The organism is Cypionkella sp. PAMC25878, from assembly GCF_058135695.1.
Genome location: NZ_CM176871.1, coordinates 4022975 through 4042330, shown reverse-complemented (window position 1 = coordinate 4042330; position 19356 = coordinate 4022975). Strand labels below are relative to the sequence as shown.

19 protein-coding genes are annotated in these 19356 nt (G+C 61.9%); 12 read left to right on the top strand and 7 right to left on the bottom strand.

Going from position 1 to position 19356, the window contains the following annotated elements; translation table 11 throughout:
- Window positions 1-18: 18 nt before the first annotated feature.
- The 3 genes from ACS5RD_RS19850 to ACS5RD_RS19840 all read left to right on the top strand — a co-directional run bounded on the left by ACS5RD_RS19850 (window position 19) and on the right by ACS5RD_RS19840 (window position 4285).
- Complete coding sequence (locus ACS5RD_RS19850) at window positions 19-1035, top strand: LacI family DNA-binding transcriptional regulator (protein WP_489928823.1); 1017 nt, start codon at window positions 19-21, stop codon at window positions 1033-1035.
- Between the two features lie 66 nt (window positions 1036-1101).
- Window positions 1102-1572, top strand: a complete 471-nt coding sequence (locus ACS5RD_RS19845) for a hypothetical protein (RefSeq protein WP_489928822.1) — start codon at window positions 1102-1104, stop codon at window positions 1570-1572.
- Between the two features lie 211 nt (window positions 1573-1783).
- Window positions 1784-4285 (top strand): M10 family metallopeptidase C-terminal domain-containing protein, encoded by a 2502-nt coding sequence (locus ACS5RD_RS19840; protein WP_489928821.1) that lies wholly within the window; start codon window positions 1784-1786, stop codon window positions 4283-4285.
- Between the two features lie 222 nt (window positions 4286-4507).
- Here the strand turns inward: ACS5RD_RS19840 and ACS5RD_RS19835 are convergent, their stop codons facing one another.
- Complete coding sequence (locus tag ACS5RD_RS19835) at window positions 4508-5899, bottom strand: ROK family protein (RefSeq protein ID WP_489928820.1); 1392 nt, start codon at window positions 5897-5899, stop codon at window positions 4508-4510.
- A gap of 2 nt (window positions 5900-5901) precedes the next feature.
- The gene (locus ACS5RD_RS19830) at window positions 5902-6813 is read right to left on the bottom strand and encodes a tagatose-bisphosphate aldolase (RefSeq protein WP_489928819.1); all 912 of its coding nucleotides are present in this window, start codon (window positions 6811-6813) and stop codon (window positions 5902-5904) included.
- 165 nt (window positions 6814-6978) lie between these two features.
- Between ACS5RD_RS19830 and ACS5RD_RS19825 the strand changes: the two genes are divergently transcribed.
- The 9 genes from ACS5RD_RS19825 to ACS5RD_RS19785 all read left to right on the top strand — a co-directional run bounded on the left by ACS5RD_RS19825 (window position 6979) and on the right by ACS5RD_RS19785 (window position 15376).
- Window positions 6979-7887 (top strand): sugar-binding transcriptional regulator, encoded by a 909-nt coding sequence (locus tag ACS5RD_RS19825; RefSeq protein ID WP_489928818.1) that lies wholly within the window; start codon window positions 6979-6981, stop codon window positions 7885-7887.
- Window positions 7888-8074: 187 nt separating this feature from the next.
- Window positions 8075-9058, top strand: a complete 984-nt coding sequence (locus tag ACS5RD_RS19820; RefSeq protein WP_489928817.1) for an ABC transporter substrate-binding protein — start codon at window positions 8075-8077, stop codon at window positions 9056-9058.
- A gap of 132 nt (window positions 9059-9190) precedes the next feature.
- The gene (locus tag ACS5RD_RS19815; RefSeq protein WP_489928816.1) at window positions 9191-10243 is read left to right on the top strand and encodes an ABC transporter permease subunit; all 1053 of its coding nucleotides are present in this window, start codon (window positions 9191-9193) and stop codon (window positions 10241-10243) included.
- 1 nt (window position 10244) lies between these two features.
- On the top strand, window positions 10245-11009 hold the full coding sequence (locus ACS5RD_RS19810; RefSeq protein ID WP_489928815.1) for an ATP-binding cassette domain-containing protein: 765 nt from the start codon (window positions 10245-10247) through the stop codon (window positions 11007-11009).
- A 3-nt stretch (window positions 11010-11012) separates the two neighbouring features.
- The gene (locus ACS5RD_RS19805) at window positions 11013-11978 is read left to right on the top strand and encodes a sugar kinase (protein ID WP_489928814.1); all 966 of its coding nucleotides are present in this window, start codon (window positions 11013-11015) and stop codon (window positions 11976-11978) included.
- Between the two features lie 3 nt (window positions 11979-11981).
- On the top strand, window positions 11982-13058 hold the full coding sequence (locus ACS5RD_RS19800) for a Gfo/Idh/MocA family protein (protein WP_489928813.1): 1077 nt from the start codon (window positions 11982-11984) through the stop codon (window positions 13056-13058).
- A complete protein-coding gene (locus tag ACS5RD_RS19795; RefSeq protein WP_489928812.1) occupies window positions 13058-13885 on the top strand; it encodes a sugar phosphate isomerase/epimerase family protein in 828 nt (275 codons plus the stop codon). The genes ACS5RD_RS19800 and ACS5RD_RS19795 overlap by 1 nt, the downstream gene beginning before the upstream one ends.
- Window positions 13885-14703 (top strand): alpha/beta fold hydrolase, encoded by an 819-nt coding sequence (locus ACS5RD_RS19790; RefSeq protein WP_489928811.1) that lies wholly within the window; start codon window positions 13885-13887, stop codon window positions 14701-14703. Before ACS5RD_RS19795 ends, ACS5RD_RS19790 begins: the two co-directional genes overlap by 1 nt.
- Complete coding sequence (locus ACS5RD_RS19785; protein ID WP_489928810.1) at window positions 14684-15376, top strand: ribulose-phosphate 3-epimerase; 693 nt, start codon at window positions 14684-14686, stop codon at window positions 15374-15376. Before ACS5RD_RS19790 ends, ACS5RD_RS19785 begins: the two co-directional genes overlap by 20 nt.
- 56 nt (window positions 15377-15432) lie before the next feature.
- On the opposite strand, the gene ACS5RD_RS19780 is transcribed toward ACS5RD_RS19785, so the two are convergent.
- From ACS5RD_RS19780 to ACS5RD_RS19760, 5 genes are read right to left on the bottom strand one after another with little or no spacing between them, the layout of a single operon-like run.
- Entirely contained in the window at window positions 15433-16323 is an 891-nt protein-coding gene (locus tag ACS5RD_RS19780) for a bestrophin family protein (protein WP_054007093.1), read from the bottom strand.
- A 12-nt stretch (window positions 16324-16335) separates the two neighbouring features.
- Complete coding sequence (modC, locus tag ACS5RD_RS19775; RefSeq protein WP_489928809.1) at window positions 16336-17433, bottom strand: molybdenum ABC transporter ATP-binding protein; 1098 nt, start codon at window positions 17431-17433, stop codon at window positions 16336-16338.
- A complete protein-coding gene (gene modB, locus ACS5RD_RS19770; protein WP_489928808.1) occupies window positions 17430-18146 on the bottom strand; it encodes a molybdate ABC transporter permease subunit in 717 nt (238 codons plus the stop codon). The genes modC and modB overlap by 4 nt, the downstream gene beginning before the upstream one ends.
- Window positions 18147-18152: 6 nt before the next feature.
- Window positions 18153-18935, bottom strand: a complete 783-nt coding sequence (gene modA, locus ACS5RD_RS19765; RefSeq protein ID WP_489928807.1) for a molybdate ABC transporter substrate-binding protein — start codon at window positions 18933-18935, stop codon at window positions 18153-18155.
- Between the two features lie 57 nt (window positions 18936-18992).
- Window positions 18993-19352: a winged helix-turn-helix domain-containing protein gene (locus ACS5RD_RS19760; RefSeq protein WP_489928806.1), complete on the bottom strand. Its 360-nt coding sequence runs from the start codon at window positions 19350-19352 to the stop codon at window positions 18993-18995.
- Window positions 19353-19356 lie beyond the last annotated feature (4 nt).

The following is a 19356-nucleotide window of genomic DNA, read 5'->3' as shown; positions in this document are numbered from 1 at the left end:
GAGAGGGGTGCTAAACTGATGCGACCGACGACGAAGGATCTGGCGATTGCCGCGGGGGTCAGTTTGGCCACGGTGGATCGTGTGCTGAACGACCGATCCGGCGTGCGCAGAGATACTGTCGAGCGTGTCAATCAAGCCATTGAAAAACTGGGGTTTATTCGAAATCTGGTTGCGGCCAATCTGGCGCGGGGCAAGGATTATCGGTTTTTGTTTCTGCTGCCGCGCGGTGGGGATCAATTTTTGTCCGAGGTCTTGGCGCGAATCGAGGAGGCCAATCTGGCCTTCGCACCCGAGATGATGCGGGCCGAGGTCCGCCACATCCATGACAGCGATCCGCATCAGATTGCCAATCTGCTGGGCGGCCTCGACGGCGACCAAGTCGATGGCGTGGCGATCATGGCGCCCGAGTTTCCGCAGGTGCGCGACGCGATGGCGCGTCTGGCCGAGCGCGGCATTGCCACGGTCAGTTTTATCTCGGGCCAGATCAGTTCTGCACCGGAAGATTTCGTCGGCATCGACAACCGGGCGGCGGGGGCGACTGCGGGGCGGCTGATGGGGCGGTTTGCGCCCGGCGCTCCCGGAAAAATTCTGGTGGTGGCCGAAACCATGCATGCGCGGGATAGCCTAGAGCGGCGCTTGGGCTTTGATGAGGTGATCCATGCTGATTATCCGCATCTGACCGTGCTGCCGTCGTTGGAAACCTACGGCGACCCCGAGCGTTCGGCCCGGATCATCCGCGCCAGTTTTGTCAGCCATCCCGGGATTGCCGGGGTCTATGTGCTGGGGCCGGAAGCGCGGGTGCCGTTGGAGATTGTGACGGCGCAGCCAACCCGCGCCACCATTATCGCGCATGAGCGCACGCCGTTCACCGAGGCTGCCCTGCTGTCGGGTGAAATCGATGCGCTGATCACGCAAGACCCCGGCCATCTGGTGCGCTCGGCGATGCGGATTTTGCGGGCGCGCTGTGATCGGCGCGAGATTTTAGCCTCGCAGGAAAAGATCAGGATTGAGATTTTCATTAAGGAGAACCTGTAAGCTGGGGCTTGGCAGGCGGCGTTAAAGAGCGCTTTGTCTGGAGCCGAGTCCGGGGTGGAGGGTCTGATGCTTAAGCATGTATTGCAGATCGGGGGGATGCTGGCGCTGAGTGTCGCTTGGGGCTTGGCGTTTGGAGCGGCGACAGCGGAACCTGTGCCGGAGTGTGGAGAGCAGGGGGTTATCATGGTGAAGCAACAGGTCCCCGTCTGGCTGCAGTGTCAGTTTGAGGCTGCTCAACGCCTCGAAGTGCCGGGGTTTTGCGCGCGGCTGCGGGAGGATTTTGCCCGGCAGTCTGGCCGGGCGCTCAGCCCCGAGGCCGCAGCCCCAGAGGGCGCGCAGGTGCTGGTTGTCACCGTTGCGCCACGCGATGCGCATCGTGCCATGGTGACGCTGGCGGTCGGGCGGCAGGTGCAGGGGCAGTTCGTGGCCTTTGCGACGCAGCAAATGCGGTTGGGCAGCGTGGATGCGCCGCTGCAGGCCAGCTCGGCGGCGGCTTTGGTATATCCGCTGGTCAGCCTGCTGGAAACACTGCGCTGAGGAAACACTGCGCTGAGGAAACATTGGGCTGAGTTTGTGCCGGATGGCGGCATAGACAGACTGTTTGCCGAATGTTAAAATTTTGAGAACGCCCAAGAAAATCCCGTTTGGGGACCATGCTGCTGCTTGCAACCCAATCTGATTGACCTTGAATTTTATTCAAGGCCGCAGATTTTGCGGCAATTTTTGTGTTGAAATAAAGGAGATTTATATGCCTGCCTCCGCCCCCCAAAACTTTTCAATCAGAGATCTAACGACCGAAGATGTGTCAATCCAAGCGCTGCCTCTGCCGCTGGTGGATATCGCGGGCAGCAGTGCGACAACCGCGCGACTCACCCTTGGCACCAGCACCTATGGCACCGTGGATGCCTCGGGGGACCATGACTGGTTTGCGGTCACGCTGGTCGCCGGGCAAAGCTATGATTTCCGCCTGTTCGGGGTGGGGCGCACGCCGCTGCCGGATACGCTTTTGACGCTGCGCAATGCGTCGGGCACATCGCTGGCTTCGAATGACGATGCGGGGGGCGATTTGTCGCTGAACTCGCAGGTGACTTTTACGGCGACAACGACCGGGACGTATTACCTTGATGTCGGCGGTTTTGGCACCAATTCGGGTGATTTCCTGATTTCTGCGGTCCGTCATGAGGCAGCAGGCATGGTGCTGACGGCGGATGAAGTGGCGTGGCAACTGACCAATAATTTCGAGCGCTTTTTCAGCGCGGGGGCGTCACAGAACGTCACTGCCACCGCCTATGATCTGTCGGGCGGGCGCACCATTACCTATAACGTCACTCAGGTGACGGCGGCCGGTGCGTCAATGGCGGTGCAGGCGCTGCAAATGTGGTCGGATGTCAGCGGCATCACCTTTACCGCGACGGCCGGTGCGGCGCAGATCAGCTTTGATGACAGCGATGCAGGCATCAACGCTTACAACAACAACATCACCTTGGCGGATGGCACGATAACAAGCTCGTCCTTGATGATCACCAACGGCTGGCTGACCGAGTTTGGCACCACGCTGGACAGTTACGCCTTTGAGACCACCATTCACGAATTGGGCCACGCGCTGGGCTTGGGGCATGGCGGCAATTACAATGGCTCGGCCACCTTTGGCACCTCCAATTACTATCTGAACGACTCGCAACATCTGTCGATCATGTCCTACATGCAGTCTGACCATGACGAGTTTGCCCGCGATTCGGTGGATTACAACACCTTCGTCAACGCGCAGTTCCGCTGGGTGCTGACGCCGATGATCGCGGATATTCTGGCGATCGGCAATCTTTATGGGCTGTCCACCACCACCCGCACCGGCAACACCACCTATGGCTATAATTCCAACACCGGCAATGCGGCGCTGGATGCGGCGGTGAGTTTGAATGATCCGGCGAATGACAATTATGTCGCCTTCACCATCTTGGACAATGGTGGCACCGATACCGTCGATATGTCGGGATTCGCCGGCGCGCAGGTGATTGATCTGCGGCAGGGCGCTTCGTCAGATGTGCTAGGCGGGCGGCTGAATATGGGCATCGCCTATGGCACGGTGGTGGAGCGGGCGTTTGGTGGCAGCGGCAATGATGCGATTGTGGGCAATGCCAGCAACAACCTGCTGCGCGGCAATAATGGCAGCGATATACTGATCGGCGGCAGCGGCAATGACACGTTGGACGGCTGTGCGGGGGCGGATACGCTGAACGGTGGACTGGGCCGGGATGCGATGACGGGTGGCGCCGCCAACGACACCTATGTTGTCGACAATGCTTTGGACCAGATCACCGAGATTGGCGGTGGCGGCACCGGCGATCGGGTGACGGCCTCGGTCAGTTTCAGCCTCGCTTTGGACGATGATATCGAGTTTCTCAGCACCACCAGCGCTGCGGGGACGCAGGCGCTGCATCTGACGGGCAATAATCTGGCGCAGTCGATCACCGGCAATGCGGGGGGCAACAATCTGGCGGGTTTGGGCGGAAATGATCATCTGAACGGGCTTGATGGGGCCGATCATCTCGACGGTGGTGCGGGCAATGATACGCTGAGCGGGGGGGCCGGAAACGACTGGTATTTTGTCAACACCCAGCAAGACAGCATCGTTGAGGTCGCAGGGCAGGGCACGGCGGACCGGGTCTGGGCCTCGGCCAGCTTTGCCTTGGCAGCGGATGATGACATCGAGATCCTCAGCACGGTCAACGCGGCGCTTTCCACGGTGATCCATCTGACCGGCAATGGTTTGGCGCAGACCATTATCGGCAATAAGGCGGCGAACCAGCTGATCGGGCTGGGCGGCAAGGACACGCTGAACGGGATGGAGGGGGCCGATACGCTGAACGGCGGCACCGGCAATGATGTGCTGAACGGCGGGTTGGGCAAGGATCTGTTGATTGGCGGGGCGGATTTTGACACGTTCATCTTTAGTGCCGCCGCGGGGGTTGCGAATTCGGATACGATCAGCGGCTATGTTTCGGCGCAGGATCGGATTGAGTTGGATGATGTGGTGTTTGGGGTGCTGTCGGTGGGGGCGCTGGCGGCGGTGAATTTCGCGGCGAACCTGACGGGGCTGGCAGTGCGGGCTTCGGATCGGATCATTTATGAGACCGATACAGGGAATGTGTTTTATGATGCCGATGGATTTGGCGGCGCTGTGGGGTTGGTGTTTGCCAATGTCGGTGCGAATGTGCTGGGCTTTGGGGTGGGCGAGTTTTCGATTATTTGATCGGGGTTTGAAGGGGCTGGCCTTTGGGGTCGGCCCTTTTTAGGTGGTCCCAACGCGGGACTATTTTTTTATTGAATTTTGTCAGTGGGTTGGAAGGCGGGTTTAAGGATTTCTTAATGTTTTGGCGCGGCGCGGGTGGCGGCTGCTGGATGCTCCGCAGGGAGTATTTTGAAAAGAGCAATTTGGGAGAGATGTCGCGGTCGGCTCGCGCTGGCTTTTGGGTCAACGCCAGAGATTGCCGAGCCAGTCCGTGAGCGGTTTGGCGTCGATGGGCTTTGTCGTGTCGACCTCGATGCGGGTGGCGAGGCCTGTGGGTTTGGCGCCTTGGGCGAGTGTGACCAGTTCGGGGACATAATCGCCGCCGGGATGACCTGCGGGGCGGCTGCCCAGACGGGCGGCGTAGCGCGCACCGATGGTCTCGGGCGGGGCGTGGCACCAGATCTCGGCGATCTCGGTGAGGCCTGCGCGTTGGATATGGGCTTGCAGAGTCTCGATGGGTTGGAAGCCGAACCACGCGTCGATGATTACGGTGGTGTTGGCGGGGGCGTCGGCGATCAGATCGAAGATGGCGGCGTAAGAGGCACGGCCCAGGGTGCGGTTGAACAGGCGATCGCCGAGCGGCAGGATGGTGAGGAACGGGTTCTTGACGGTGTCTAGCGCCAGGATTGGCCAGCCTGTGGCATCGGATAAAGCGCGGGCAACGCCGGATTTACCGGAAGCTGGAACGCCGTTGACGAAGACCGCGCGTTTGTGGGGGCGGTTTTTGAGCGCGGTGGTGGCCGCGCCGATCACGCCTGCATCGTCGCCTAAGGTGGCGGCGAGGACGGCGGCTTTGAACCATGAGTCGCGCGCCGGGAATTGCGCGAGGGCGGCGTGGGCGGGGGTCCCGGCACCGCCGCCGATCAACACGCAATCGGGGTTGAGGGTGGCGATGAGCGTGTCGATGGCGGCGCGCAGCGGTGCGGCCCAAGCGTGGATCACGGCGCGGGCGTTGGGGTCGGAGCGGGTGAGCAGATCTTCGGCGCGGGTGTCGGGTGGCAAGCCTGCTTCGGCCAGATGCACGCCGAAGGCGGTTCCGGAACTGGTGGTTTCCACGCAGCCGATCTTGCCGCAGACGCATTTGCGCCCTTGGGGATCAATGCCGATATGGCCGAGTTGGCCCGCAGCGCCGCGTCCGCGCAGAACTTGGCCTTGGTCGAGAATAGCACCGCCGATGCCGGTGCCGATGGTCAGCATCACGACGTTTTGCTGGCCTTGCGCCGCGCCATAGGCGGCCTCACCGAGCAGGGCCATTGTGGCATCGTTTTCCAGCGCGACGGGCAGGGCAGTGGCGGATTCGATGTGGCCCACGAAGTCGAAACCCGAAAGGTCGACATAGCCGCCGGACAGCACGCGGCCAGTGGCGGCGTGGACTTGACCGGGGACGCCGATGCCGATGGCGGTGACGGCCTCGTTGCGCACCTTGGCCACCAACTCGAGTACGCGGGCGGTGACTTCAGCCGGGTCGCGGGCGCTGTCGGCACTGGCGCGGGCCTCGATCACGCCGCCCGTCACACGGGCGGCGCGGAGGCGGGTGCCGCCAATGTCGATGCCAATGGCGGTTCCCGTTGTCATGTTTAGGCCTTGAAATGTTTCGCGATAACCGCTTGGATTTCGCGCAGGCGGGGGACGGCGATGGTTTCCAACCGGGTCTTGGTGACGGCGCGGTCCAGCGAAATGCAGTCTTTCCACAGCGAGCGGCCAGCGATCACGCCAGAGGCTCCGTTCGCCATCGAAATCTCGACTTGGCCGAGGAAGGTGGCGTGATCGACGCCTGCGGACAGCACGGCCCACGGCACAGTGCCGCACATTTTGGTGATTTTGGCGCAGGCTTCGGGGGTGCCCGGATAGGGGATTTTCAGCACTTTCGAGCCTGCATCTAGGCAGAGCTTTGAGCCGCCTTCGATCAGTTCGGGGATCTTGGCGGCGTAAGCCTCGGGCGATTCGCCGGGCAAAGCATAGGTCAGGAATTCGACCACCAACAGCAGGTCTTCGGCGGCGAAATCGGCGATGGAGTCGCGCAGGGTTGCCATGTTCGCGGTGTTGGCCGCAGGGGTATCCGAGCGCAGGTAGATCATGATTTTCGCCCCGGTGCCGCCGAATTCGCGGACCCGGCGGGCATTGATGCCTTCGACCATGTTGGAGATCCGGTAGCCCTCGGGGGTGAGATCAAACCCCGACGCGTCTAGGCCGATCAAGAGGCCTGTCGAACGGTGGATGGCGCCTTCATCGACCATTGCGGGCACCGCGCAAAGCGGATCGACCAGCACGCAGCCAGCTTGGCGGGCAAGATAGGCGGTGATGTCCATCTTGGTTTCACCCAAGGTAGCGTTGGAAATCGCGGCCTGTTCCTCGGCGGTTTTCGCCAAAAGCGTGCGCATGCCGCCGCGTTGATCGCAGGCGATCACCATCATCGCGCCATCCTCGCCGCAGATTTGTTGATAGCCGCGGCGTTCGGCGGTTGTCATGCTAGACATCGGGGCAGCCATCGGGAGTCTCCAGATATGTGGCGCGGCGCGGCGGTGACGAAGATGCCAGTTGCCTGAACGCGGATATTGCGGGATAAGCTTGATCTGCGAAACGTGTAACACCTTGCAGAAAGGAATTGCAACCTGTCAATTTCCAGCGGAGCCGTCATCGGTGAAAACCGAGCCATGCTGCACACCGTCGCCAAGCTGCATTACGAGGGGGATCTGAGCCAAGTGCAGATCGCCAAGCAGTTGGGGCTGTCGACGGCCACGATCTCGCGCCTATTGCAACGGGCACGGGCCGAGGGAATCGTGCGCATTGAAGTGCGCGATATTCACGCGCCGGATGCTTTGGGCGGGCTGCTTTCGGAACGGTTGGGGTTGAAGGCGGTGGTGGCGGTGGATGCGCCAGTTGCGGCAGGGGTGCAGGCATTGGCGGGGCCGCTGTCGCGGATGGTGGGAGCGCAGGGGCTGGGGCAGGGATCTGTCCTGATGGTGGGCTGGGGGCGGACGGTCTCGGCGCTCATCGACGGCGGGTTGCCCAGTTTGCCGGGGGTGGCGGTGGTGCCGTCGACCGGGGGGATGAGCCAGCACGCCCAGCATTTCCAGAGCAATGAGTTTTCGCGCCGGGCTGCCGAAGTGACGGGTGGCGTGCCGCATTTCATCCATGCGCCGTATTTGCCTGCGCCTGAGGCGTTGGATTTTTTCCTCGCCGAGCCTGCTGTGCAGACTGCGGTGGCGCTGTGGGACCGGATTGACGTGGCAGTGGTGGGGGTTGGTCTGCCTTACGGCTTGGATCGACCGACGCAAGGGGCGACCGATGTGGGCGACCCGGATCTGGCCGAGGCGGCGGGCGATGTGGTGCGGCATTATTTTGATGCGCAGGGCAATGTCATTCAGTGGCGCGGCGAGGGTGCGATGATCGCGGTGTCTTGTGCGCAGTTGCGCCGTGCGCCTTTGGTGATTGGCGTGGCTGTGGGCGAGGCGAAAGTGCCTTCTATCATTGGGGCGGCACGGGCGGGGCTGATCTCGGGCTTGCTGACCGATACCCGGACAGCGGAGGCGGTTCTGGATGCTTTGGCGCGACGAGATTAGGGCCGCGATTCTGGGTTTGGCTGGAGTCGGCAAAGCAAAGAAAATACTTGCAGCAAAATATTTCTCTTGACGAAGGCGGATGAACGACGTGTTATTCGGGGCATTGGCGGCGCTCGTGTTGCGTGAAACAGCCAACTGCTCTGCCACTTGAGGAGGTGGCCCGGCGGGTATTCAGGGAGGAATATGAATGAAACGGCGTAGTTTTCTGGGCGCGGCTTCGGCATTGGCGCTGACATTTTCGATCGCCAGCTCGGCGGTTGCGGAAGATAAGAAATACACCATCGCGCTGGTTCCGGGTCTGACCACCGATGCGTTCTATATCACCATGCAAAAGGGTGCGCAGGCGGCGGCGGATGCTTTGGGCGTCGAGCTGGTGTTCCAGGGTGCTCCAGACTTCAACCCGGTCACACAGGTTCCGGTTCTGGACGCGGTGATTGCGCGTGGCCCTGATGCGATTCTGATCGCGCCGACCGACAAGGTGCAGCTGATTGAGCCGCTGAAAAAGGCCAATGACGCGGGCATTCCGGTGATCACGGTCGATACGTTCATCGGCACCGGCATCTATCAGACCGGGGCGGGCGATGGCGATTTCCCGCTGTCTTACATTGCTTCGGATAACGTGCTGGGTGGCCGGATGGCGGCGCGAGCCTTGGCCAATGCAATCGGCGGCGAGGGCAAGGTGTTCGTGTCGAACGTCAAGCCGGGGATTTCCACCACCGATCAGCGTGAAGAAGGCTTCAAGGCCGAAATGGCTGAGAATTTCCCAAAAGTCACCGTGCTGGAAACCCAGTTTAACGAGGATGACGCCAACAAAGCCGCTTCGCAGCTGCAAGGCGTGTTCGCGCGCGATCCGGATCTGAAGGGCGTGTTTGGCGCCAACCTGTTCTCGGCTTTGGGCGCAGGCACTGGCGTGCAGCAAGCGGGCCAGACCGGCGTTATTAAGGTTGTGGCGTTCGACGCACCCGGCTCGATTGTCGACAACATCAAGTCGGGTCTGGTCGATGTGGCGATTGCGCAGCATCCGGCAGAGATCGGCTATTACGGCGTGGTTTCGGCCTATGCCCATCTGACCGGCCATTCGATCCCGGTGTCGATTGGCACTGGTTTCACCATCATGGACAAGTCGAACATCGACGACCCGGAAGTTGCGAAATACATCTACTCTGAGTGAGCGATTTTGGGGGAGGGCAGCGTCCTCCCCCATTTTACCTGCCCAAGTTTACAGACCCAAGACGGCCCATCAAGCTGGGTGCCTTGGTGTTGCGCGGGCCGCCATAGGCCTGCCCAAGTTTAGGAATTTCACATGACATCCCCCCCTGTTGCGGCACCGCATGTCGCCCCGCAAGCCGACCATGCCGATAAGGCGCGCACTGTGTTGCAGCGCGTCGCCGATCTGCGGGCTTGGCTGTTTCTGGCCTTTCTGATTTTGGGCTTTGAGCTGTGGTCGCGGCTGGATTTTGGCGGCACCTTCCTGTTCAACCCGTTTAACATCCAGTCGATTGCGGTGTTCGCGGTGGCACCGTTGTTGCTGGCGACCGGGCAGACGTTTGTGATCATCTCGGGCGGGATTGATCTGTCGATGGGCTTTATCATGGGGCTGGCGGCGGTGGTCGCGGCGCATGTGATCAACTGGCTGACGCCGAGTTTGGGGTTTTGGCCTGCGGTGCTGCTGGGGTCTTTGGTGGCGGTGGCGATCTCGGCTATTCCGGGGTTTATCAATGGCTTGCTGGTGGCCTTGCTGAAAGTGCCGCCGTTTATCGGCACGTTGGGGATGTTCGGCGTGGCGCGCGGCGTGGCGTTTTTGCTGGCGGGCGGCACCACGGTTCCGGTGAAGAACGAGGTGTTCGCGGCGCTTGGCAACGGCAAGATTTACGGCGTGCCCTATATCATTCTGGTGACAGCGGTGTTCGTGCTGGTGATGCATTACTTGCTGGGGCAGACGCGTTTTGGCCAGCATAACTATGCGATTGGGGCCAATGCGCAGGCCGCACGGCGGGCGGGGATTAACATCAAATGGCACTTGCTGCGGCTCTATATCCTGTCGGGAATGTGCGCGGGCTTGGCTGGGGTTTTGTATGCGGCGCGGTTCAGCGCTGGGGCTGCGCAAGCGGGTGAGCCTCTGTTGCTGGATTCGGTGGCGGCCGTGGTGATCGGCGGGGCGAGCCTGTTTGGTGGATCGGGCACGATTTTGGGCACGGTTGCCGGGGCCTTCGTGATTGCGGTTATTCAATATGGGCTGGTGTTCATCAATGTGGCGCCGTTCTGGCAGTTTATTTCGGTGGGCGTGGTGATCATCATTTCGGTGCTGATTGACCAAGCGCAACGGCGGTTCTCGGGAGGGCGGCAAAGTGAGTGAGATGACCCCAATCGGGCAAACCAAAATTGGCGAACCGCTGCTGGAAGTGCGCAACCTGTCGAAGAATTTCGGCCCGGTGCAGGCGCTGAATGATCTGACGATGATGGTGCGGGCGGGCGAAGTTGTGGCGCTGGCTGGCGACAATGGCGCGGGCAAAACCACGTTGATCAAGGCGATTTCGGGGGTGTATCAGCCTTCGTCTGGGGAGATTTTGCTGAAGGGCAAGCCTGTCAGTTTTGCCTCACCGCAAGAGGCGCGCGATATCGGGATTGAGACGATTTATCAGGATTTGGCTTTGGCTGATAACCTGACCATCGGCGCGAATATCTTTCTGGGCCGCGAGCCGATGCGCAAGGCGTTTGGCTTCTTGCCAGTGCTGGACCGCGCGAAAATGGCCGAGGCGGCGAAGTCCACCATGGCTGTGCTGGACTTTCATGTCAGCCGTCTGGATGCCCCGGTGTCGAATTTCTCGGGCGGGCAGCGGCAGGCAGTTGCGATTGGCCGCGCGGTGTATTGGAACGCGCAAATCCTGATCATGGACGAGCCGACGGCGGCTTTGGGCGTGCCAGAGCAGCGCAAGGTGATCCAGTTGATCCACCAGCTGAAGGCGCAGGGTAGGGGCGTGATTTTCATCTCGCATAACCTGCAAGACATCTTCGCGGTGGCGGATCGGATCGTGGTGTTGCGCCGTGGCGTGCAGGCCGGGGAGCGCAAGATTTCCGAGACCACGCATGATGAGGTCGTCAAACTGATGGTTGGCGGCTGAGGTATGGCTGCCCAGCGACGGCCCGTGGTGATTGGGTCCATCGGCGAGTTGCTGGTGGAATTTGTGTGTACGCAGAAGGACGGCCGCAACCTTGTGGCCGCCCCCTATGTCGGGCCGTTTCCGTCGGGGGCGCCGGGGATTTTCATTGACCAAGCGGCGCAGGTGGCGGCGGCTTTCGGCGGGCGGGCGGTGTTTGCCGGGGCGGTGGGGGATGATGCCTTTGGGTGGGTGATCTTGGATCGGCTGATGGCGGATGGCGTTGATCCGGGGCTGATCCGGGTTGTGCCGGGGGTGCCGACGGGTTCGGCCTTTGTCAGCTATAACTCCGATGGCAGCCGGGATTTCGTGTTCAACATCGCGCATTCGGCGGCTTCACATTTGCCGGGGTTGGAGGAGATTGCGGCGGGATTTTTGGCGGCAGGCATTTCGGTGCTGCATATCTCGGGCTCGATGCTTGGGGATGCTGCGATGCGGGCGGTGGGGCTTTCGTTGTGTGAAAGGCTTGAGGATCAAGGGGTTGCGATCTCGATTGATCCGAATATCCGGGCGGAACTGATCTCGGATGCGGGATATATCGGGGCTTTGCAGCGGATCATTGCGATGGCGGAATATGTGTTGCCCTCGGACGCCGATGCCGAGGTTTTGTATCCGGGGCAAGATTTTGACACCTGGTCGGGGCGGTTGTTGGCCGGGGCTGCGAAGGTCGTGGTGCTGAAACGCGGCGATCAGGGCTGTATTGGGCGCGATGCGGCGGGCAGTTTTGCGTTGCCTGCGCACCCCGTGACGGTGGTCGATCCGACCGGGGCAGGTGATTGCTTTTGTGCGACCTTGGTGACTCTGCTGGCCGCTGGGCAGGATTTGCCGGGGGCTTTGACGCGTGCCAATGCGGCTGGGGCGCTGGCTGTGCAGAAACTGGGGCCGATGGAGGGGAATTCTTCCCTCGCTGAAATTGATGCTGTGAAAGGATAAGCGATGCCCACGAAACAGGATCGGTTGCTGCGGGTGGGTGTGCTGGGCTGTGGGCCGATTGCCCAAGCCGCGCATTTTGAGAGCTGCACCAAGGCGCGCAATGCCGAGCTTTATGCGATTTGCGATGTGGCGGATGATTTGCGAGATCGAATGGCGGCGACCCATGCGCCGACCCGCAGCTATAATGATTATGCGGCAATGCTGGCCGATCCCGCGTTGGAGGCGGTGGTGATTGCGACCTCGGACGCGTTCCATGTGCCAGCGGCCTTGATGGCGTTGCAGGCGGGCAAGCATGTTTTATGCGAAAAGCCCTTGGCGGTGAGCATTGAGGAAGCCGAGAGTTTGCGTTCTGCGGTGGCGGCTTCGGGGCTTACGTTACAGGTCGGGCATATGAAGCGCTACGACGCCGGTTTGCAGGCGGCGAAGGGCTTCATTGACGGTGAAATGGGGCAGTTGGTGGCGTTGAAGGCGTGGTATTGCGACAACACGCACCGCTATGCGATGACGGATGCGGTGCAGCCGTTGATGGTGACCTCGAAGAACGCCCGCAAGCCTGCTGAGAACCCGAAGGCCGATCTTGACCGCTATTACATGCTGGCGCATGGCAGCCATCTGGTTGATACGGCGCGCTATTTCGCGGGCGAGATCGTTGCGGTCGATGCGCGGTTGTTGAACCGGGCGGGGATACGTTGCTGGTTTGTCGATGTGGAATTCGCCAGCGGGGTGCTGGGGCATCTGGATCTGACGGTGGCGGTGCGGATGGATTGGCACGAGGGGTTTCAGATTTACGGCGAGCAGGGCTCGGTGCTGGGGAAGACCTATAACCCGTGGTATTATAAATCGTCCGAGGTGGATATTTTCAAGGAATCCGATGGTGCGACGCATAGGGTTTTGGGCGCGGATGGGCATTTCTATCGCCGCCAGTTGGAGGGGTTTGCCGATACGATCCTGAATGGGGTGCCGCAATCGGGGGCGGATATTGAGGACGGCATCGCCTCGGTGCGCGCAATGGTGGCGATTGCGCAATCGGCGCGCGCGCGGCGTCCGGTGAAACTGGCGGATGTGGCGGGAGCGCTTTGATGCGGTTGGGGATTTTCGCCAAGACCTTTGCGGGCAGTGATCCGGGCACGGTGCTGGGCGCTTCAAAGACAGCGGGCTTTGCTTGCGTGCAGTATAATATGGCCTGCTCGGGCTTGGCGGCGATGCCGGATGCGTTGAGCGCGCAGGATGTGGCGGCAGTTTCTGCGGCGGGTAAGGCCTCGGGCGTGGCGATTGCGGCGGTTTCTGGCACCTATAACATGATCCATCCTGATCCGGCTGTACGGGCTAAGGGTTTGGCGCGGTTGGAGGTTTTGTTGCGCCATGCGGCGGCGATGGGGACCGGGATGGTGACGCTGTGTACGGGCACGCGCGATGCAGAGGATCAGTGGCGGCATCATCCTGACAATGGCTCGGCAGAGGCGTGGCGGGATTTAGTGGCGGAGATGGGCAAGGCTTGTGCTTTGGCGGAACCTTTGGGGATCAAGCTGGGCATCGAGCCGGAACTGGCGAATGTGGTCGATACCGCGCCGCGCGCACGGGGGTTGTTGGATACGTTGCAAAGCCCGGCTTTGGCGATTGTGCTGGACCCGGCAAACCTGTTTGAGGTGGCGACGCTGGCCGAGCAACGCGATCTGCTGAGCCGTTCGGTGGATTTGCTGGCGGATCGGATTGCGATGGCGCATGCCAAGGACCGCGATGCTTCGGGCGGCTTTGCCACGGCAGGCAAGGGCGTGGTGGATTTTCCGCATTTCCTTGGGGCGCTGAAAGCGGCGGGTTTTAATGGCGATCTGGTGACGCATGGCTTGGCGGCGAATGAGGCGGCGGGCGTGGCGCGCTATCTTTCCGGCGTGTTGGCGGGGCTGTGATGCAGATTTCGGCACTGCAGCGCGATGGCTTGGAACTGGCAGTTTATCGCGGTGGTGAGACGGGCCCGGCGCTGGTGTTTCAGCATGGGCTCTGCGGTGGGTCCGGGCAGATTGCTGAGGCGATGCAGGGGCTTGGCTTGCAGCGTTGGCAGGGGTTGGAGTGTCGCGGGCACGGGATGTCGCCGCTGGGGGATGAGGTTTCCATCGCCTGTTTCGCCGATGACGTGGCGGCGATGATTGAATCCATGTCGGGTCCGGTGGTCTTGGGTGGCATCTCAATGGGGGCGGCGATTGCCACACGGTTGGCGGTGACGCGGCCTGATCTGGTGCGGGCCTTGGTGCTGGTGCGACCCGCTTGGGTGGTGGAGGACGCGCCGGAAAACATGGCGCCGAACGCCGAGGTCGGGATGTTGTTGGAGGTGTTGCCGCTGGATCAGGCGCGGGCGTTTTTCGCCGAAGGTGAGACGGCGCGACGGCTGGAGATCGAGGCACCGGATAACCTTGCGTCGTTGAAAGGCTTTTTCAGTCGTAGGCCGCAGGTGGAAACTGCGCGACTGTTGACCACGATTTCCGCCGATGGGCCGGGGATTACGGCGGATGATCTGCGCGGCCTTCGTATTCCGGTTCTGGTCTGTGGCTGCAGCGAGGACGCTATTCATCCGATGGCCCATGCGCAGGCTTTGGCTGATCTGATCCCGCAGGCGCGGCTGGTGAAACTGCCTGCGAAGGCACGCGATAAAGTAGCGCATCTGGCGGCGCTTGCCGATGCGATGACAGAATTTTTGAAGGAGATTGATGATGCCCCGCCCGCACCCTGACTGGATTTCGGCGCTGCCACGTAGCCGATTGCTCGCGGAATATTCGATGTGGTCGGCCAATTTGATCCGGCTGGCGGATGATCTGGAGCGGATCACGCCGCACGCCGATATTTTGCATATCGACGTGGCGGATGGGCATTTTGCCCCGGCTTTGCTGTTCTTTCCTGATCTTGTGGCGGGGCTGCGCGCGCTCACGGCGATCCCGATCCATGTGCATCTGATGGTGGATGCTGCGGTGCTGCTTTCGCAGATTGACCAGTTTGCCGAAGCCGGGGCCGATCTGATCTCGGTGCATGTCGAAAATGCCAATGCGGGCGACGGCTTGCAGCGGATCGCGGCGCATGGACTGAAGGCGGGGATGGTTTTGCGGGTGGAAACTCCGGTGGCAAAAGCGGCGGAATGGATCAGCCGCTTGGATATGCTGACGCTTTTGGGCACTGCGATTGGAGTGAAGGGGCAGGGGCTTGATCCGACGGCGGGGGCGCGGTTGGGGGAGGCTGCGGCATTGATTGCGGGTGCGGGTCGCCGGGTGATTTTGGCGGCGGATGGCGGGATCAGGGACACCACGGTGCCGCTGTTGCGCGGCGCGGGCGCGGAGACGGTGGTGATGGGCTCGCTGGCGTTTGGCGCGCCGGATTTGGCCGAGCGGATGCGCTGGCTGCATGGGCTGTGACGAAAACCACGAAGCCCCGGCGCAGGGCCGGGGCGGCTTGGGGAATTGGATATGCGTTAGCTGAGATGGAAATCGGTTGGCTGTAGCGGTTTCGGGGCAGGCTCGCCCAGATGCGGGGCGAGGCTGATCTCGGCAGCGCGGCAGATTGCATCCAGCGGCAGGGCGTTGAGGGTGGTGCCGAAGGGATGGCTGAGTTCCTCGGTCACTTCCGCCAGCCCTAGGAAAACATAGGCGACGATGCCGACGAACAACGGTGTCAGCCAGCCGGAGGTGCCGATGAGGGCCATCGGCAGCAGCAGGCAAAACAGGTAGGTGGTGCGGTAGATCAGCAGCGAATAGACGAAGGGCAGTGGGGTTCCGGCGATGCGCTCGCAGCCGGCTTGTTGCAGCGCGATGCTGCCCAAACGGGCGGTCAGAGTGCGCGCGCCGAAGCCGTCGATTTGGTTGTTCGCATAGGCTGCCGCGAGATCGGCATTGATCAGGTTCAGCGCCGAGCAGGGCGGATGTGGGTCGGCCAGCAATTCGGGCGAGCGGGCTTGGGTTTCGGCATCATGCGTCAACCGGCGCAGTTGCGCGCGGTGCAGGTGCAAAAAGGCCAAGGATTGCCGCAGGATACGGTGGCGCAGGGTTTGCTCGGGCAGGAAGACTTCCAACTCACGCGCAAGGCTGCGCAGATCAGCCAGAAGGCCACCCCAGAGCTTACGGGCCTCCCACCAGCGATCATAGGCGGCGTTGTTGCGAAAGCTGAGGAACAGCGACAACGCGATGCCGAAGACGGTGAAGGGGATGCCCTCGATATGTGGCAGCACGCCGAATTGGTGGTCGAGCACCACCATAACGGCGGCGAGGGCGATCACGCCGAGCAGAGGTAGGGCGATATGCGGCAGCACGGAGCCGCGCATCGCAAAGGCCAGCTCCCAAGCGCGGGGTTTGTCGCGGATGATCATTTGCAGCCTTCCTTATCGAGTGCCCACATCTGTTTGAGCCGCCGCGACGGATTTCACAATCGCAAACACGGTTTGGCCGGGGGAGAGCGCAAGCGCCTCGGCAGAGCGGCGGGTGATGCGGGTGAGCAGATGCTCGGGGCCAAGGCCAAGTTGGATCAGCGCGCCGTCGTCGGAGAGGCGGATTTCGGTGATCGTGGCTTGCAGGATGTTGAGGGCGGAGAGACCCTCAGGGCGCTGGCGCGACAGGATCACGTCTTGGGCGGCGATACGGATGCGCAGTTTGGTGCCGGGGGCGGCGGCGATTTTGGGCAGCCAGATCGGCCCGCCATGGGTGTGCAATTGTGTCAGGCCGTCGGGGTTTTGCGCGGTGATGGTGGCGGTGAGGACGGCACCAGCGTCGCGGATGCCCAAGCTGGGGGCGAGGTCGGGGTCAGCCAGCAGATCGGTGGCGGGGCCTGCACGCAGGGTGCGGCCTTTGTCAAGCACGACAATGGTGGTGGCGAGGCGGGCGACCTCGGCGAGGGCGTGGCTGACGTAGAGGATCGGGATCTGGGTGTGGTCGCGCAGGGCTTCGATATAGGGCAGCAGTTCGGCTTTGCGGGTCTCATCCAAGGCGGCGAAGGGTTCGTCCATCAACAGCAGGGCGGGGTTCGACAGCAACGCGCGCCCGATCGCCACGCGAGATTTCTCACCGCCAGAGAGGGCTGTGGGGCGGCGGTTGAGCAGGGCGTTCAGGCCCAAGAGGTCGATGATGTCGTCGAAATTGGGGCCGCCGTTTTTCAGATTGCGGGTTTTGCCGGCGAACCAGCGACCGTAGGCAAGGTTTTGCCGGACAGTCAGGTGCGGGAACAGGCGGGCGTCTTGGAAGACATAGCCGAGGCGGCGGCGGTGGGGGGGCAGGTTTATGGCCGCGCGGGTGTCGAGCAGGGTGGTGTTATCGGCGGTGATGCGGCCTTGATCGGGGTGCAAGAGGCCTGCCACCGCATTGATCACGCTGGTTTTTCCAGAGCCGGACTTGCCGAACAAAGCGGTGAGGCCGGGCGGGGCGGTGAAATTCACCTCCAGCGTAAAGCCGGGAAACTGGTGGCTGAGGGCGACGGAGAGGCTCATGTGCCTTTGATCCGGCGGGCGACGGCGCGGCTGAGGAATTCGGACAGGATCAGCGCGAGCATGGCGACGGCGATGGAAATTAACACCAATCGAAAAGCTTGGCTGTCGCCGCCTGGGACTTGCAGGAAGGTGTAGATCGCTGAGGGCAGGGTTTGGGTCTGGCCGGGGATGTTCGACACGAAGGTGATGGTGGCCCCGAACTCTCCCATCGCTTTGGCGAAGGCCAGCACCGCGCCTGCGATGATGCCGGGCAGGATCAGCGGCAAAGTGACGGTCAGGAAAATCCAGAGCGGCGATGCGCCCAGCGTGCCTGCGGCTTGTTCCAGTTTCGGGTCCACCGCCTCAAACGCCAGACGGATGGCGCGGACCATCAGGGGGAAGGCCATGACGGCAGCGGCCAGCACCGCGCCTGTCCATTTGAAGGCGAGCACGAGGCCGAACCATTGGTCAAGGTATTGGCCGATAAAGCCTTTGCGCCCGAAGGCCAGCAGCAGCAGGTAGCCAGTGACGACCGGGGGCAGGATCAACGGCAGATGCACGAGGCCGTTCAGGATGTGCTTGCCCCAAAATTGGCGCCGCGCCAGCAGGTGGGCGGTGAAGATGCCAAGCGGCAGGCTGAGCACGGTTGCCCATACCGAAACGCGCAGGGACAAAGCCACTGCGCGCCATTCATCGGGGGTGAACCAGTCGGCGGGGGTAAACCAGTCGGGCATCGGGCCTTATTTCAGAACGGTGAAGCCTTCGGCAGTGAACACGGCGGCGCTTGCATCGCTGGATAACGCCTCCAGAAAGCTTTGCGCTGCGGGCTTTGTGCTAGAGGCGAGAGTAGCGGCAGGGTAGACGATTGGTTTGTGGCTGTCGCTAGGGAAGGTGCCCACAACTGTCACCTTATCGCCGGATTCGTCGTCGGCGATGGCATCTGAGGCGTAGACGATGCCGTAGGGGGCTTCGCCTGCGGCGACCAGTGCGAGGGCGGCGCGGACGTTGTCGGATTGTGCGACATTGGCCTCGACGGCGGACCACAGGCCAAGGCTTTGCAAGGCTTCCTTGCCGTATTGGCCTGCGGGGACGGAGGCGACGGTGGCCATCGACAGCTTGCCGTCGCCCAGAAGTGCTTTCAGATCAAGGTCTTTGGAGATTTCGACCGGGGCGGCTTTGCCAGCGGCGACCAGCACGAGGGTGTTGCCAAAGATGTCTTTGCGGCTGTCTTTGTTGATCAGGTTTTCGTCGGACAGGGCATCCATCCACTTTTTCGAGGCGGAGATGAACAGATCAGCGGGCGCCCCTTGCTCAATCTGCTTCGCCAGCTTGGCGGTGCTTTCATAGGAAATCACCACGGTATTGCCGGTTTGTTTTTGCCAATCGGCGGCGATGGTATCGAGGGCGTTCTTCAGGGATGCTGCGGCAAAGACGGTGATTTCTTCGGCAGAGGCGCTGACGGGCCACGCAAGGCTGGCGAGGAGGGCGGCGGTGAGGGCGCTGCGGCGAGTGAAAAGGGTCATGAAGCCTCCGCTGATATGTTTCGACGAACATATCGCTGGGGTGCGGAGGCGCAAGCGTTATTTCTGCTCGGGAATATCGCGAAGCAGGCCCTGCAGGTCTTGCAGGTGCGGCGCGGTGGCCAGTGCTGTGGCGGCCTCAGCCGCACGGTAATGGCTGATCACCGCCAGCCCCGTCGCTGTGACCTGCGCGCCGCCGCCCTTTGCCCCGCCCCGCGCGCTTGTCACCAGTGGATCGCTGAAGGCGGCGTTCATCTCCTCAACCAGCATCCAAGCGCGTTTGTAGCTCATCTCCATCGCGCGGCCTGCGGCGGAGATGGAGCCGGTGTCGCGGATATGCTCCAGCAGCGTAATCTTGCCGGGACCGAGTTTGGTGCCGCCGAAGTAGAAGCGCAGCAGGGTGTGGGGCGTGGGTTTCATCAGC